12 protein-coding genes are annotated in these 15055 nt (G+C 39.3%); 6 read left to right on the plus strand and 6 right to left on the minus strand.

Going from position 1 to position 15055, the window contains the following annotated elements; all coding sequences use genetic code 11:
* The first annotated feature begins 54 nt into the window (after positions 1–54).
* From B2O97_RS21295 to B2O97_RS21315, 5 genes are all read left to right on the plus strand, one after another.
* Positions 55–441, plus strand: coding sequence for a hypothetical protein (locus B2O97_RS21295; RefSeq protein WP_070561187.1), 387 nt, complete (start codon positions 55–57; stop codon positions 439–441).
* Between the two features lie 84 nt (positions 442–525).
* Complete coding sequence (locus B2O97_RS21300; protein WP_286768089.1) at positions 526–1533, plus strand: helix-turn-helix domain-containing protein; 1008 nt, start codon at positions 526–528, stop codon at positions 1531–1533.
* Positions 1534–1568: 35 nt separating this feature from the next.
* Positions 1569–2249 carry a hypothetical protein gene (locus B2O97_RS21305; RefSeq protein WP_286709320.1) on the plus strand — a complete coding sequence of 227 codons (681 nt, stop codon included), beginning with the start codon at positions 1569–1571 and terminating at the stop codon, positions 2247–2249.
* Between the two features lie 236 nt (positions 2250–2485).
* A complete protein-coding gene (locus tag B2O97_RS21310; RefSeq protein ID WP_286709321.1) occupies positions 2486–2704 on the plus strand; it encodes a hypothetical protein in 219 nt (72 codons plus the stop codon).
* Between the two features lie 177 nt (positions 2705–2881).
* Positions 2882–3250, plus strand: a complete 369-nt coding sequence (locus B2O97_RS21315) for a hypothetical protein (protein WP_286709322.1) — start codon at positions 2882–2884, stop codon at positions 3248–3250.
* 55 nt (positions 3251–3305) lie between these two features.
* On the opposite strand, the gene B2O97_RS21320 is transcribed toward B2O97_RS21315, so the two are convergent.
* From B2O97_RS21320 to B2O97_RS21335, 4 genes are read right to left on the minus strand one after another with little or no spacing between them, the layout of a single operon-like run.
* Positions 3306–4661 (minus strand): RagB/SusD family nutrient uptake outer membrane protein, encoded by a 1356-nt coding sequence (locus B2O97_RS21320; protein WP_286768090.1) that lies wholly within the window; start codon positions 4659–4661, stop codon positions 3306–3308.
* A gap of 6 nt (positions 4662–4667) precedes the next feature.
* A complete protein-coding gene (locus B2O97_RS21325) occupies positions 4668–7814 on the minus strand; it encodes a SusC/RagA family TonB-linked outer membrane protein (RefSeq protein WP_286709324.1) in 3147 nt (1048 codons plus the stop codon).
* The gene (locus B2O97_RS21330; protein ID WP_286709325.1) at positions 7811–9232 is read right to left on the minus strand and encodes a peroxiredoxin family protein; all 1422 of its coding nucleotides are present in this window, start codon (positions 9230–9232) and stop codon (positions 7811–7813) included. The genes B2O97_RS21325 and B2O97_RS21330 overlap by 4 nt, the downstream gene beginning before the upstream one ends.
* Before the next feature lie 18 nt (positions 9233–9250).
* Complete coding sequence (locus B2O97_RS21335) at positions 9251–9625, minus strand: hypothetical protein (RefSeq protein WP_286709326.1); 375 nt, start codon at positions 9623–9625, stop codon at positions 9251–9253.
* 967 nt (positions 9626–10592) lie between these two features.
* On the opposite strand from B2O97_RS21335, the gene B2O97_RS21340 reads away from it, so the two are divergent.
* The gene (locus B2O97_RS21340; RefSeq protein WP_286709327.1) at positions 10593–10973 is read left to right on the plus strand and encodes a helix-turn-helix domain-containing protein; all 381 of its coding nucleotides are present in this window, start codon (positions 10593–10595) and stop codon (positions 10971–10973) included.
* 178 nt (positions 10974–11151) lie between these two features.
* Here B2O97_RS21340 and B2O97_RS21345 read toward each other — a convergent pair whose 3' ends face one another.
* Positions 11152–11853 (minus strand): M48 family metallopeptidase, encoded by a 702-nt coding sequence (locus B2O97_RS21345; RefSeq protein WP_286709328.1) that lies wholly within the window; start codon positions 11851–11853, stop codon positions 11152–11154.
* A complete protein-coding gene (locus tag B2O97_RS21350; protein ID WP_286709329.1) occupies positions 11853–14903 on the minus strand; it encodes a type I restriction endonuclease subunit R in 3051 nt (1016 codons plus the stop codon). The genes B2O97_RS21345 and B2O97_RS21350 overlap by 1 nt, the downstream gene beginning before the upstream one ends.
* Positions 14904–15055 lie beyond the last annotated feature (152 nt).

Here is a 15055-nt window from a genome sequence, read left to right on the forward strand (position 1 = left end):
GGTCGGTTGCTAATTTGATCTATTTAAATAAATATTTGCAAAAATACAATTTGAATGAAAGAGAACTTCGACAATGCAGGTGTGGCGCAAAAAGTAGCCACGCTTCTTGCGCTACCCTTAGCGGAGCGCGCGCTAGAGATGCAACTTCTTAAAGACGATTTTGCAGCCTGGATGGAACACAATTTTGACTTGAAGCCCCATCAGGTGGAGCAGCTCTATGATTTTTCACCTGGATTTCGGAAACAACTTGGCACGGCTATCAGCAATTATCTCATGCAGGGCAACGTACTTCAATTTCAAAAAGAAGACAAGGGAGATGATGATGATCCAGAATTTAAGGAGCTTATGGTTCACGGCCTCGATGAATGGCAGGATGGTGTGGCGACAATGATGTTCACTCCCCTGTTTATCCGGATTTCCTACACCGGTCCGCAGCAGTAATCCAACCCAACGTTATCCAAAAACCATTTCCCCCGATCATACCGAAATCCTGATCGGGGGGATTTTATTGACCTATACACCATTATGAAAACAGCACTACAGATCGATATCGCACAAGTATTTGACCAGCCGATCAGTCCGAGAACTGATATGCTCAAGCCAAGAATAAGCATGTCCAATGCGGACTATCAACATTACGAAAACCAACATGGGCAAGCCTGCCTGCAGCAATTTGATGGCATGCTCGGCTACATCAATATATTGGATCTGCATCTACCTGCCGATATTGTCATTCCTATACAAGTCACACGTTCAGACCTGCATATCTTTTATCTCTTCACAGAAGATCGTGCTATTCAGATCAGGGATGTCCAGAAGCGGATCAGTTACAGCATTTCTTGCAATCGTGGCCGCTACTTCTACTTAACCAGAAGTGATTATGAAATCCATGTTCCTGCCGGAAGTTATACCCTTGTTAACTTTTATTTCCGCGGCAGCATTTTCCGCGATGGCAATGAGCGTCCCTTCCAGTTTCTTCACCCCTTGATCCATGCCTATCGAAAACAAGATCCGAATTCGTGGTGCAGCATCGATTTCCGTGCCGGCACCAGGACCATCTCATTGATGAAAACCATTGCGTCAAAAATCAAGAAAGGCGACCTCGATAGTGAGGTCAATATCCTCTGGGGTATCAAGAAACTGATCCAGCTATCGAAGGAAAAGATCTTTGAAGAATATGACAAGATTTCGGAATCCCAAATCAAATCCAAAGAAGCCCATGCTGCCATTAAGCAGGCAGTAGCCGAGCTTGGCCAGGATTTTAAACTGGACGACATTGCCTGGCAGCTCGGGATCAGTATGGACTATCTGCATCAGCTTATCCAACTTTATTACGGACAGAGTCCTCAAGAGCTGAAGGTAGAATTTATGCTGGATCTCGCCAAGAAATATATTGTAGACGGTATGCCTACCGATGCAATCGCCTATGAACTGGGCTATGCCTCACCGAGCAGTTTTGCACGCTTTTTTAAAAAGAAAACGGGCATGACGGCTACGGAGTTTTTTAAGCGGTATAACCAAGACTATTTATAAAATTTATTGTTAAATTAACCTAGTGACCTAAAAACATGAAAGAAATCATTCAAAAAAGCGTAAAATTTTTCAGCGTGATCGGACAATTTTTTGTAGCTGAGCCAGCTGACAAAAGCACGCTAATTGCGAGAAAAGTCTGTGGAAAATATAGAGCCTGGAAATATGGCCCGTTATGTATTTGTATCGAGATGGCCGCCTCCTATTTCCCTGAAAATTATCAGCTTGATGAAGAGGTACTCAGGAAAGCAAATGCTGCTGGCAACATTTATTCTCCAAAGGCTATGCTTTATTATCTTTTGTCCCATGCGAGAAAGGTAGCGGCACCACGGCAGCCATTACCCATTAAAAAGAGCTATAGCTATGTGGCCTGGCAGATGATCAATCTATCAAAAGTGGATATCGTGACAACCCTCACCAAACACCCTCGTTTAATAGAAATTCGTGAGGAAACGCTGGAACTGTCTGCAGCGAAAGCCGAGATACTGATCTTGAGCAGCGGTGGTGATTATCTTGAAGTAAATCATCTTCTTTCGAAGGTTGACCTGACACATAAATATGTAATTATCTGTTCTGTTTTTGAAGAAGCCTTTATACGCGATCATATTCTTTATCGAGTAGATCGGAAAATTACACCAAATTTTAAAAGCGAAAACGAATATATGGCATTCATTGACGAGATTATCCAAGAAGCCACCACAATACCTTTGAAAATTTAACCGTAGCATTCCCCCCCGAGGGGATTTTTTATTGCTATACGCTTTCATTATTCCAAACCTGTACATACACGACTCCAGATTCGGCCAAGCCCAGTGCTCCTTTAAGGCCGAACTTTGGTATAAGTTAACGACGAAAACGTTAACCGGATAAAACGAAGAAATAATAAAAGTCAAGTGGGCAGGCCATGATAAGGAGGCGCCGCTGCCAATAGAAAAATGGATCAGGTAAAACAAAGTTGTATGAACAGAAAGCACCATATATTGAACAGGATGACAGCCCTTTTCCGCTGGATCGGAAAGCTATACTCGTCCCTGAGGACGCAGGTGCATCTGCTGTCTATGCCCAAGGCATTGGTCAGCAGGCTGGTCAAAGACCCGTTTCAACTGGACACTTTACCGCATCGGATTGCCTTCGCCCAGAAGAGAGTTGTACAGCGAACGTTGCACAACCGTAAAGGGGCACTGTTCACGGAACTCCCGGATGGCCCTTAGGGGTCATCTGGGAACAGGCAGGCTGCGTATCGGGATGCAAAGCCAGCCAGCGAGGTCTGCTAAAAGACACCCAACAACATAAAATTAATCAAAGTTTTTTGAGGCAACCTTTTTTTGATCGGATAAAAAAGACCACAACAATGAACAGCAAAAAGTTTATTAAAAAAGCTGCCATCGCCTTCGGGTCGGCATTGACTTTAGTACTAGGTATCGCATTCGCGGTAAATGCAATGGAAAAGAAGGTTAGTATTATCGAGGAGCAACCTGCTACTCAAACATACTATTATCAACTAAATAGTACAAGTCCTGCGGATGTTAATAACCGCAATAATTATGCATTAACCAAACCTGGCAATGGACAGGTGGAATGCGGTAACGGGATATATATCTGTGAAATTCAAGATACTCCACACCCATCCGACGCTACAAAACCGGCCATGTCATTGGGTAATGTGACCGATAATCCTGATGATTACGAAGCTGCGGAAAGGCCGGCATTTTCAAATTAATGGGATAGTTTTTAAGGAGGGACAGCTCGGCTGCCCCTCCTTTTAGTGACACACTTTATCTTGGGTTTTGGGGCATGCCTGTCAGTTCAATGATCTCAGCAGGTAATGGTAAAGCATATCTGTTATCATTTCTCTTAAGCGAAAACTCGCTGTCACCTAACTTGCGAGCAGGAATAATCAACCCATCATCAATCTTATTTAATCGTTTGATATCCCCCCATCGGGAATCCCGCATGATGAATTCCTTTCGTCTCTCATCCAAAACTAGTTTTAAGGCGCTCTCCTGCGACATTGACGCAAGCGGTGGGCTATAAGTCTCATCATAACGATGACGTTGGAAAATTTCAAGAAATCGCAGTCCTTCCTCTGTTTTATTCAGCCGTATTAGTCCTTCCGATAGATTGAGGTAAGCATCCGCTACTGTAAGTCCCATAAAAAGCCCTCGGGAGCCGACGTAAGACCCCTTGAAATTATAAGATCCATCATTATTTCTTTCAAAAAACAGCTTCTTTCTAAGATCATGTGTGTCATATGAAGAATATAACAGTGTATCAATTTTACAATAGGACTTTCCAAGCATGTTATAAATTCCTCCTCCGGCCACTATATAAAGGATTTCATCATCAAAACCAAAAAACGGGTATCTGGCTTCCTGTGAATAGTCTCTATAATCTTTAAGTTTGCTATCGATTTCAAGTGCTTTCTGTGCATATAGAACTGATTGATCAAATTCAGCTCGTGCCTGATAAATCCATGAAAGTAGCACATAAGCTGATATCCTTGAAGGTAAGTGAATATTGTCTGATTTCAATGGCAATAAACTTTCTGCTTCATGTAGATCCTGTAATATCTGTTGATAACATGCTTCAACTGTTCCCCTTTCGGACGGTATGTTAAAATCATCACTCAGCCTTAAAGGGATGCCAAGATCAGTTTTAGAAGCTTCTATATCATACGCTTTAGAAAAGAGGGAAAGCAGCTTATAGTGACCAAATGCCCTAAAGAACAATGCCTTTCCCCTAAGCTCCTTTGCACGCCCCTCTATTTTCTTCTCAGAAGCGATTTTAGCCAATTTGGCTAATACATGATTGCTGTAATATATGCTCTTATAATAATCCAGCCAAGGATTGAGGTAAAACTGGTAGAAGATTTCTCCTCCCCATGTATATAACTGTCTTTCGTGCTGATCAAATGCTTCCCAGCTAGATTTGTCGAGGTAATAATTATCAGCAGAAGCCTCGCCAAGTCCCATGCTATAATAATTCATGATCTTAGTATTGTTCAATAGCGCATCAAGGTCTTCGAGGCTATTGGCTTCTTTTAGACTGGCATCAGGTTTTTCATCCAAGAAATTTTTACATGAAACCTGAAGGATGATCAATAGATATAAAAAATAGTTGAGCGTTTTCATTTTTTTCTAATTATAAGTCAAATTAATGCCTAGAGAAATCTGTTTCTTAGGCCTGAATTGTGAAAGGTAATCGGGATCAATTCCTTTATTGTTTTTTCTCCAAATAATTCCAAGATTAGTGGCATTGCAGAATAGCCTTCCGGAAACAATTTTATTGATCCTGAATTTATATCCTACAGAAAGATTTTGTAAACGTACATGGCTTGCATCTTCAACTAAAACGGAAGAACTTTGATAGAAAGAGCTACGCTCGGTATCAACAGGGTAAATAAAAGAAGGTATATCTGTTTTGGATTCGTCACCACTCACTTTCCATCTACGGTCAAAATCCCCGCTACCATCGCCTAATCCACCCATGGCAACCAATTCATTATATCCTACTGGAGTCCGTCTAAGTACATGTCCTAATTTATATAGAAAACTGGCGGAGACATCAACGTTTCCTAGCGACATACCGGGGTTAAAATAACCCGAATAGCGCGGAACCACAGTACCTTTGTATTCGAGTACAGATTTATCCTGCAGTTTGATGTTTGGATAATCGATCGAACGCTGACCATCCAGTTCCCCGACAGGATTTCCGTTGGCGTCTAGCCCATTCCACTTATATGCGAGAATAGAATATACCGGATAGCCTACCTGTCCCGTTACTGAAGTACCATAACTTAGAAACTCATAAGCATAATTGCCCTCATAATAATAATCGGTTACTTTATCAGTATTGAAATTGATCATAAGCTGGGGCGTAAAGAAAACACGATTTCCAAATGGAATATTTCCATTAAGCTTTAGGTCAACACCATTGCCTTTCATTGCGGCAATGTTCCGAAGTACACCCTTGTTTGGTATAGCCGTATAATCCACGGGATATCTGCCAAAAAGGTCAGTTCCCCATTTTTTGTAATAGTCAAGAGAACCATTGATCTTACCCGATATAAATGAAAAATCAATTCCAGTATTCCATATTGTATTTTTTTCCCACCTTAGATCAGGGTTGCTGTACTGGGAAATAATAGCCTGCGGCAAGTTGGTATAGCGGTCCGGGCTTGTGTAGCGAATAGTTGTAATGGCTGAGCGCGATTGATCCACATTTCCACTGATACCATATGATCCGCGTAAGCTCAGCGCATCTATCCATGCAATCTTAAAGAAACGCTCTTCCGAAAGATTCCATTTGTAGCCGATAGACCATAGCGGTTGCCACCTTTCATTCGTTTTTACACCGAATAGATTTGAAGCGTCCCGCCTAACACTCCCTGTCAGGACATACCTACCGTTGTAAGAAATCGATGCATTTGCATATTGAGATCGTGAACGGTTTATTTTAAGGCTCTTATTATCTAAATATGGAACATAAATGGTCGATTTATCAATAAAGTGAGTGTATGGGTTCCGGTAATCTACTTTTGAAACAGTATACGTGTCGGGATCAAATCCATAGAATCTGTATTGCGCACTCTCGGCATTTGACTGTCTCCACTCCGTTCCCAGTAAAGCTGTAAACAACAAACCCCGCCACCTCTTTTCATAGTTAACACCAAATCTCACATTATGCGTCTTTTGTATCTGATCAGATTGATCCAGAATACCGCCAGTAGGAATTGCCGATGTTACGGTTCGTTTGGCATAGTCTACCATAGCATAGGAATTGATCAGATTTCTGACCATGTAACTATCCTCATCATAACGTTGTTTATCCCGGCTGGATACAAACTGAAAACCATAGTTACCCTGCAGATTCAAGCCCTTCAAGAGTTTGATATCAGCTGTCACATTTGCCAGCACCATATTGGATGCAAGCGTAGAATGCTTTTTTTTGTATTCTATCAGCGGATATTCGAACCAATCATTTAAGAGCCCTTGCCCTACAGTGTCAAGATATCCTACCCTATTTTTAGCTTGTCTAATTGGATTGCCATCTTTGTCTGCAAGCATGAGGTATGGTCTACCGTTTGATGGACTATAAGCAGTTCTTCCTTCTTCAAATTTATTGTCTACATATTGAAGGTCAGTTGAAAGCCTGATCTTTGGATGCAGTTCAATCTCAATAAAAGTCCTTACTAAATTCTTCTTCAGCTTTTCATCCAGTGTGCCGGTATTGTTGTCCATTCGCGCAGAAAATTGGTAACGCAAATTCCTGCTACCACCTTCAATACTTAAGTTCTGATATTGGTTGACAGCCGTTCGGTACATATACTTACTATAATCGTCCCTGACATCAAGCTTTCGGTAGTTCGCTATAGCCTGCTCATGATCCTTTGGATCTCCTATCCCATCTCTAATGGCTATTAAATGCTCTACTACAGGCGAAAGATAAGGCATGTTGAAGGAATTTTGATTATCATAACGGCCTTTTTCAAACAGGAAGTTTTCGAGATCTACAACACCCGAAGAAGAAATCCGATTTAACGAATAAAGGTCTGGTTTTTCCTGTATCTGCACACCTCCTGCTATTGCGACCCGATTCGGGGAATTGTACTTCCCTTTTTTCGTCGTGATTACTATAACCCCATTACCTGCACGGGTGCCCCAAATAGCCGAGGCAGCAGCATCTTTTAATATTGTGATGTCTTCGATGTCCTCGGGATTGATCCAATTCGGATCACCTTCGTAGGGGAAATTATCGAGCACGATGAGGGGAAGATTTGTATTATTTATACTGCTCAATCCGCGGATAGTCATCGACCGTTTGCTGTCGCCTGTCTTATCGAATAGGATCGGTGAATTGCCTTCTAACTTCTGAAATATATTGCTGCCGTACACATCCCTGCTTCGTTGGAGATCAATTTTATCGACTGCGCCTGAGGATATACGCTGATTTATTTTCTGATATCCTGTATTAATTGTAACTGTTTCGAGCATATTATCTTTGCTGGCCAAAGTGACAGATCTGTCTTTAAGCAGCTGGCTCAATGCAATCGTAACAGTTTTGTATCTGATATGTGTAAAAGTCAAGCTATCCATATTAAACTTGTTCAAAAGAAAAGATCCTTCATGGTCAGTTTTTGCAACGAAATCTCTTCCTTTGACATTTACCTCTTCCAGCGGATTAAAGCTATCCACGTCGGTGATCTTTATCTTTATTACCTGAGCCTGACCGTTCACCGTCTTGATAAAAATGAAAAGCAAGAATATTAAATAAGTCGTTTTCATAAGCTTCTCCTTTCTGTTACCTCTATAATTGATTGTTTAGCGCGCTGATTTTTGATTTTTAGCCCATATTTAGACAATATGTCCTGTAAATATTCCTCGTCCCTTATCTTATGGAGATCTATAGAAATCCGGTCCTGTTTATCGATTAAATCACTGGACAAATAGATTGGTACCCTCCGCATATCCTTTTGCTGGTAGTTCAGCGACTTCAGCAGTTCTTCAATCGTCACATTGCCTGCTGTGGCATATAACTTTTTATTTCCTGTTGGATATATCAGTTTGGTTTCAACTTCTTTCTCAACGACTGCAAGGTCATATCCATTTGTATTGAGCAGTGCGCTCAATGCATTCCACTTTAACTCCTTTTTTGGGATGTTCAATGGAGCAATAGATTCCAAGCCAGCGCCATATTTGGTTAACCATACAGTGTAAGGAAATTTTTGTTGATCTTCGAAGCCGAAGTAGTCGAACTGATCTTCATTACTTATCTTTAAAAAGATCCGGTTATGCCAATAAACATCCAGGAGCTTGTACATTGCAAACAACAGACTATGATTTGTCAGGTAGAGCCTTTGCGTGCTATCAGTCTTTTTGTAAGATCCAAATGCTGAAAGTCCGCTTATAGGCCCCATTATAACCGTCCTGGATTTTATAGCATCCTTAATTCTACTGTTTTTTTGGTCCAGGATGACTTTGGTTTTATCAAAATCAAGGATATCGCTCTTCGCAAGATATTCTTCATATTTACCTCCTTTCAATTTTTGGACATTTTCAGGTAACAATATTTCAGATTGGGCAATAGTCAAAACTTTCCCCTGTTGGATGACTACGACATGCGGAATTATCCTATAGGGGAAATAAGCACTTAGCACTGTATCGCCAATTATTGTTGGAAAGTTAAGCTTAAACCTTTCGTTGAACTTGGTGACTTCTTCATCGTCCTGATAAGTGACACCGAGGAATGCTATATCTGCATCAGTATACGCATCCGTTTTAATATACTTTTGTATTGATCCAATACAGGCACCACACCATGTAGCCCAGAAGTCCAGAATGATCAGTTTTCTATTTTTGAGTTCATTAAGAGTTATTGTATTCCTATGGGATCTGTCGTACATAGAATTTAAGGCTGTAGTCCAAAATTCATCTGGCACTGTATCACCTATTTTCAGTGGTTTGATTATTTTCAGCCCTTCCGCCCCGCTGTCCTTGCGGGGCGTCTGAGCCGATAAACTAAACATATGAAACATAAGAGCTAATACAATAAAAGCTCTTATGTTCTTCAATGCCTTTAAAAAACAAGTTAAATAGGATTGAAAAACTAAGAGGAACACAATTACAACTAGTGTAATCTGTATAACTGGAATATTGACTACCTTATCCAATAAGGCAGTGTATGATTTTGATCTTTTTATCATCTGCTTATGGATTAGGTATTATTCAGCAATTCTATTAAAGAAACTGTGGATCCTTTGTTTGGTTTCCAGATCGGCCGTAATGACGCCGGCAGGTTCCGTAAAGGCAAATGGCACCGTATCGATTCCGATCTTGCGAAAGTGTACGAGGAAATAAGCCATCAGCACACGACACACTTTCATCAAAAAGGTATGCATCTGCTTTACGTCGGCAGCATCTTCCTGCACCGTACTCTTTCTATAGTTTTCAAAGAGTGTCCACAGGCTTTCCTGACAGTCGGTGATGGTATGTTGGGACCAGAACTCCGTAATGGTTTTTAATGGATCGTATCCATTGTCGTATATTTCATAACATGCTAGCTCAAAAGGTAGCAGATTGTTTGATTTTTGGTTCATAATTTAGTTTCATCAAGTATGACAAACCCGAGGTGCTACCGGAAAATTAGGCCAAAGCATCCCCCTTCGCGATTTTTTCGCGTTAAAATGGCTTGTCATTGCACAGATCAAATGCGACCTATGCGAAATGGACAAATAAGATTAAAAGTCCGAAAAGCGCCTTGATACAGTTTCAAAGCATAAATTAGGGTTAATTATGGCGCTCCCTGCCGGAAAGAAGGAAATACCGACCTACCACAAAATTGTATTACAATAAAAACTACGGGTAAAAAGTTTGGACTGAATGAAAATTTGCTTAATTTTAAGGTGCAAATATTAAATCAAGCTGTATCACTGGCCAATATTACCTTTTAATGCAATTATATAAATGTATAGGTCGGTGACAGGCGTAAAAAGAGGGAAATTAAACTGAACCGGGTTCAGTTGTCTTTTCAATTTAAGGAAAGTCAAATCCTCCCCTTTTTGTTGCTCTTTACAGCCTGTTTTAAGTTGAGCGCAACCTATTCAGGTGCGCGAAAGATGTTCTTTAAAAGTGATTTGCGGGAATACCTAGTCATCTGATCTCTGATCGAATGCGGGTAATGGGTGGTGTTTTTTGTGTTCGTTCTCATAATCATTTTTGGTTTTATGTGAACGATGTTACTCTCTATTATTGCGAAGAATAAAAAAAGCAAGGGGTGACCCGCACTTTAGATCTGAAGGTGACTAACCTTTGTTGTCTATGTCTACACGAGACACTTGACTCTACCCTCTAAAGTAAACGCGAATCACCCACATGCATTATAAAAGTATTACAAAAGTAACAAACTTTTTGAGCATGGGGCGATATCACGGTTTTCTCTGGGTAATTTAGTCGTTTACAGATAGAGAAAAACATCGTTAATCATGGCTAATTGCCCTGATCTTCATATCGCTAGAACAAAAATACAAATAACTGGAATATTATGCAAGTTTTTTAGGTTAAAATATGTCGAAAAAAATCAATAATATAAAAAAAGCTATCAAAGATTCTCCACTCCAAGTAATAGCACTAGCTCTGTACCTTGACGTGGATGACACGACAATAAGCAAATGGAATTCAAATACTGCTCAACCGAGTTTAAAAAGATTGGACGAAGTAGGTGAAATTCTTGAAGTAGATAACGTAGAACTAATTCAATCCATTCCGAGATATTCTACTGGATTAGCTCAAGCTCTACAGAATGAATATAAAAGATTGCTCAAAACCGGTATGTCTATCAAAATCCAATCTCCTGATGATAAAGGAGAATTAAAAGAGATTAATAATCCTGAATTTGTAAGAGCACTCCAAAAGTTTGTTGCCGATTATAAGAACGAGAAATTATAACTTGCAACGGGATTGTATGTAGCCAAAAGGATTTTATGGCTGAAAAGCCTATAAAATCCCGTTCGGATAATGGAGCCAAAATTGAGATTTAAAACTGAGATAAATATCAACAGAATTTGCTAAAATTGTACACCCCAGCATTCGAAATGTTGGGGCATATATCTTTTGACTATTTAAACTAATATATCAATGGCAATTCATTCAATAATTTTTTCTGAGTTCTCCAATTTGGGTAGTATTGGTCCATCATTAGGACAAAACGCTTATTATGATGACGTTCTAATAAATGAACCAATTCATGAACCACTACATATTCAATACATTCAATCGGTTTCTTTGTTAATTCGATATTAAACCATAATCGCCCATTAGTTACAGCACAAGAACCCCATTTTGTTTTCATCGTTCTGATTTTGAATTCAGGAATTTCCAATTGCATTTTATCTGCAAAATGTGCGAGCAAACTATTCAATTTAATACGAAGTGCTTTTCTGTAAAACTTGTATAAAACCTCACGCTTCAATTCTTTATCATTTCCATCTATTACAAAAAGAACAATCTTTTTACCTTTTAAACTAATCGAATTCCGTTTAGCCACAACGACTTCTAACAAATATCGTTCACCAAACAAATAATGACTTTCTTGGTTTATCATTTGTCGTTCGGATTCTCTTGCTTGATTTTTAAATTTTAGCTGCTCTTTCTTAATCCAACCCAATTTGGTAGCCGCATAGATTTTCACCTTCTCCAAATCATAAAATTCTGGCGAAGAAATCGTCACCTTTCCTTCCGGCGGGTGGACACTAAGATGTAAATTCTTAATATCTTTAAAAGTAACCTCTATCTCTACTCCTCCAATCTTCAACTGCTCTACTTTCATTAGTATTCGTCTTTATGAGCTTCTATAATTTTATAAATCTCGTTGACTTTATCCTTATCTTTTACAACGTCGTAAATTGCTTTTTTGACTAAGTTTTGTTTCGCTAAATTTTCTCTAAAACCTTCTTGTTTTGCGTATTGTACAGCATTTTCACAAGCTAAAGCCAAATATTCATCTTCCAAGGTATGATACAAAGCTACTTTTCCTTTTGTATTTAGCGAATCCGGTAAGTCATCCTTTTTACCTTGATTGACTTGGCGCACCAGTTCCACCATTTCATTCAAATATTCTTGATAGGAAATCATATCTTGCTTGCGCTTTTCAATCAATTCTTGCAAAAGAACAGACATGTGATCAAAATACTTCGGATCTAACAAATGTTCTTCTACAATTTTACTGCGCACGTTGTTTTCAATAATTTCTGCAACAGCTTCTTTATTACCTTTAACACCAGCAGGTAAAGTTTCAATCGCTTTTTGAATATTGGTATCAAATAAATCCAACAAAGAAATATCCTCAAAAGGAGAAATGGTTTCAGATTCTTCAGCACGGATATAGGTGTCAATCAAGAAACGCATATCGGCTTCGTAGGCTTTCAAATCAATCGTTTCACCTGACGCAATTCGAATAATTTCTCTGATGTTTAAATACTCATCAATTTTTTTATGAAAACGTTGTACTTCTGCATCACTAAATTCAGTCTGTACAAAATCTGCTTTGATAGCTGTATAAGCACGTACATATTCAACGATAGCTTTGTATAAGGCCATACGTTTGAATTCATTCGCTTTTAAATCTTCGGGGTTCTCGGTATTCCCACAGAAATAGCGAATAAAATCCAAATCCGCTTTGGGTAAAGCTACATTTTCAATAATCGCTTCTACGGTTTCATATGCCGTCATCAATCGATCGGCCGCTACTTTGATACGATCCTTTAAATTGATTTCAACTTCTTCCTTTGTAAACCCTTCACTGTCCAATTCAGATGTATAGACACTGATAGCGTCGGTTACATTTCCAAACAATTCCATGTAGTCGATGATGTAGCCATAATCCTTGTCGTCGGTATCCAAACGATTCACACGACAAATAGCTTGAAACAAGGTATGATCCTGCATCTTTTTATCGATGTAAATATAGGTACACGGAGGCGCATCGAAGCCTGTTAAAAGTTTAGATACTACGATCAATAATTTCATGCGAGCAGGTTCCTTACGGAAACGCTCCTTGCTTTCTTGTTCATAGGTTTCAGTCTTAGATTTATTACCACTCGGGCTCACTGATTTTAATAATTCCGTATAGGTATTGTAGATGTATTCTTTGTCTGTTTCGCTATCTGCCCCTGTATCTTCTAACGATATATCACGTGCATTTGGATTGTACGAAGTAATGATCGCACATTTGTTTTTCAGTTCCGTATTTAGAAACAAGTTGTAGTACTTACACGCTTCATAAATGCTCGAAGCCACTAAAATGGCATTACCTTTTTCATTTGCTAAACGCGGTTTTACAGAGAAATCCATCACAATGTCTGATACGATTTTTTCCATGCGGCTCTTTGAACTCAATACATTTTGCATTGTTCCCCATTTCTTTTTGAGTTCATTGCGCTGGAATTCATTCAACCCCGCTGTTTTTGCTGCAAACCATTGATCAACTTTAGATTGTGATGTTAAAGATTGTTCTATCTTACGGCCCTCGTACATCAAATCTTTCACGACACCGTCTTGAACTGCCTCGTTGAATTTGTAGGTATGAATGTATCGACCGAAAACATCCATCGTCGTTTTCTTGTCTTGTTTCAACAAAGGCGTTCCTGTAAACCCAACAAATACTGCATTATGCAATACGGCTTTCATCACTTGGTTGAGTTTACCGCTCTGTGTGCGGTGGCACTCGTCAATGAAAACAAAAATTTCTCCCTGCGTTTGTAGCGGATTTTCTTGCAATTCTTTTAAAAAAGCATCAAAATCGGTTTCGCCTTTATTTCCAAACTTATGGATTAATGAACATACCAATCTTGGGCGTGACGAAGTCAAAAACTGTATCAATTCTTTACCTGATCTAGTTTTTGCAATATCTGTTTCACCCACATCATTAAATACCCTTTCGATTTGATCGTCCAACTCTGTACGGTCGGTTAGAATCACCAAACGGGAATTGGGAACATTCTCCAGAATCCATTTCCCTAGCATCACCATCATTAAGGATTTACCCGAACCTTGCGTATGCCAGATAATTCCTCCTTCACGACCTCTCACAAAATCTTGCGCTGCTTTCAACGCAAAATACTGATGTGGACGTGGTAATTTTTTCACCCCTGCATCAAAAACAACACCATTGTAAACGATATCTAAAAAGCGTTCTTTGACACAAAGTTTCTTTAGGTATTTATCCAGTTTATATTCGGTATTGTCGGCTTCGTCTTCTTTCCAAGACAAGAAATATTTAGCTGGAGTTTCTATAGTTCCATACTTCAATCCTTGCGTATTATTACCCGCCATAACAAACTGAACCGTGGTATAAAACCACTCGTTAAAGGTTTCTTTTTGATTGGAAATGGATTGATTTACCGATTCTGCAATGTCTGTGGTCCCACGTTTTAACTCCAATACACCCAAAGCAATACCATTCACATACAACACAATATCAGGACGACGTGTATGTTGGCCTTTGGTCAAAGTAACTTCTTCCGCGATACCAAATTCATTCTTCTCCCAGTTTTTCCAATCAATCGGGAAAATGGTATCAAACTGCTCTCCCAATTCCGGTCGCGCTTTTACACCATAACGCACCATGTTATAAAAAGCCTTGTTACGATCGTATAAATTACCTGAACTCGTATGTGCCAAATCGTATAGCTCCTTCACTGCTTTATTGGCCAAAGTTTCTGTATATCCCCGTTGCAAAAGATTCTTTTTCAAAATCTCTTGCTCTACGTTGCTATTATTGTCACGTTTCTCCCAATTGCCATAATAGCTATAGCCCAATTGCTCTTGAAACAATTTGATAATTCTATTTTGGGTGATACGTTCGATTGGGTTGATCATGGTAAATTAGTTTTTAATAGGGAAACAATATATTGATTATGTTCCAATATTTCTTCAACAAACCATTTTGAATTTTTCATCATTTCCAGTTGTTTTATACTATCCTTTGAATTAGAATTGATATAATGTTTATGCTGCTCCCCTAAAACTAG

The sequence above is a fragment of the Sphingobacterium sp. UBA865 genome, from assembly GCF_002295765.1.
GTDB classification, from domain to species: domain Bacteria; phylum Bacteroidota; class Bacteroidia; order Sphingobacteriales; family Sphingobacteriaceae; genus Sphingobacterium; species Sphingobacterium multivorum.

Excerpts from the sequence above, each read along its gene's own strand:
- B2O97_RS21320 (WP_286768090.1), bottom strand. The coding sequence starts at position 4,661 with ATGAAAACGCTCAACTATTTTTTATATCTATTGATCATCCTTCAGGTT.
- B2O97_RS21335 (WP_286709326.1), bottom strand. The coding sequence starts at position 9,625 with ATGAACCAAAAATCAAACAATCTGCTACCTTTTGAGCTAGCATGTTAT.
- B2O97_RS21300 (WP_286768089.1), top strand. The coding sequence starts at position 526 with ATGAAAACAGCACTACAGATCGATATCGCACAAGTATTTGACCAGCCG.
- B2O97_RS21315 (WP_286709322.1), top strand. The coding sequence starts at position 2,882 with ATGAACAGCAAAAAGTTTATTAAAAAAGCTGCCATCGCCTTCGGGTCG.
- B2O97_RS21295 (WP_070561187.1), top strand. The coding sequence starts at position 55 with ATGAAAGAGAACTTCGACAATGCAGGTGTGGCGCAAAAAGTAGCCACG.
- B2O97_RS21345 (WP_286709328.1), bottom strand. The coding sequence starts at position 11,853 with ATGAAAGTAGAGCAGTTGAAGATTGGAGGAGTAGAGATAGAGGTTACT.
- B2O97_RS21330 (WP_286709325.1), bottom strand. The coding sequence starts at position 9,232 with ATGATAAAAAGATCAAAATCATACACTGCCTTATTGGATAAGGTAGTC.
- B2O97_RS21340 (WP_286709327.1), top strand. The coding sequence starts at position 10,593 with ATGTCGAAAAAAATCAATAATATAAAAAAAGCTATCAAAGATTCTCCA.
- B2O97_RS21325 (WP_286709324.1), bottom strand. The coding sequence starts at position 7,814 with ATGAAAACGACTTATTTAATATTCTTGCTTTTCATTTTTATCAAGACG.
- B2O97_RS21305 (WP_286709320.1), top strand. The coding sequence starts at position 1,569 with ATGAAAGAAATCATTCAAAAAAGCGTAAAATTTTTCAGCGTGATCGGA.
- B2O97_RS21350 (WP_286709329.1), bottom strand. The coding sequence starts at position 14,903 with ATGATCAACCCAATCGAACGTATCACCCAAAATAGAATTATCAAATTG.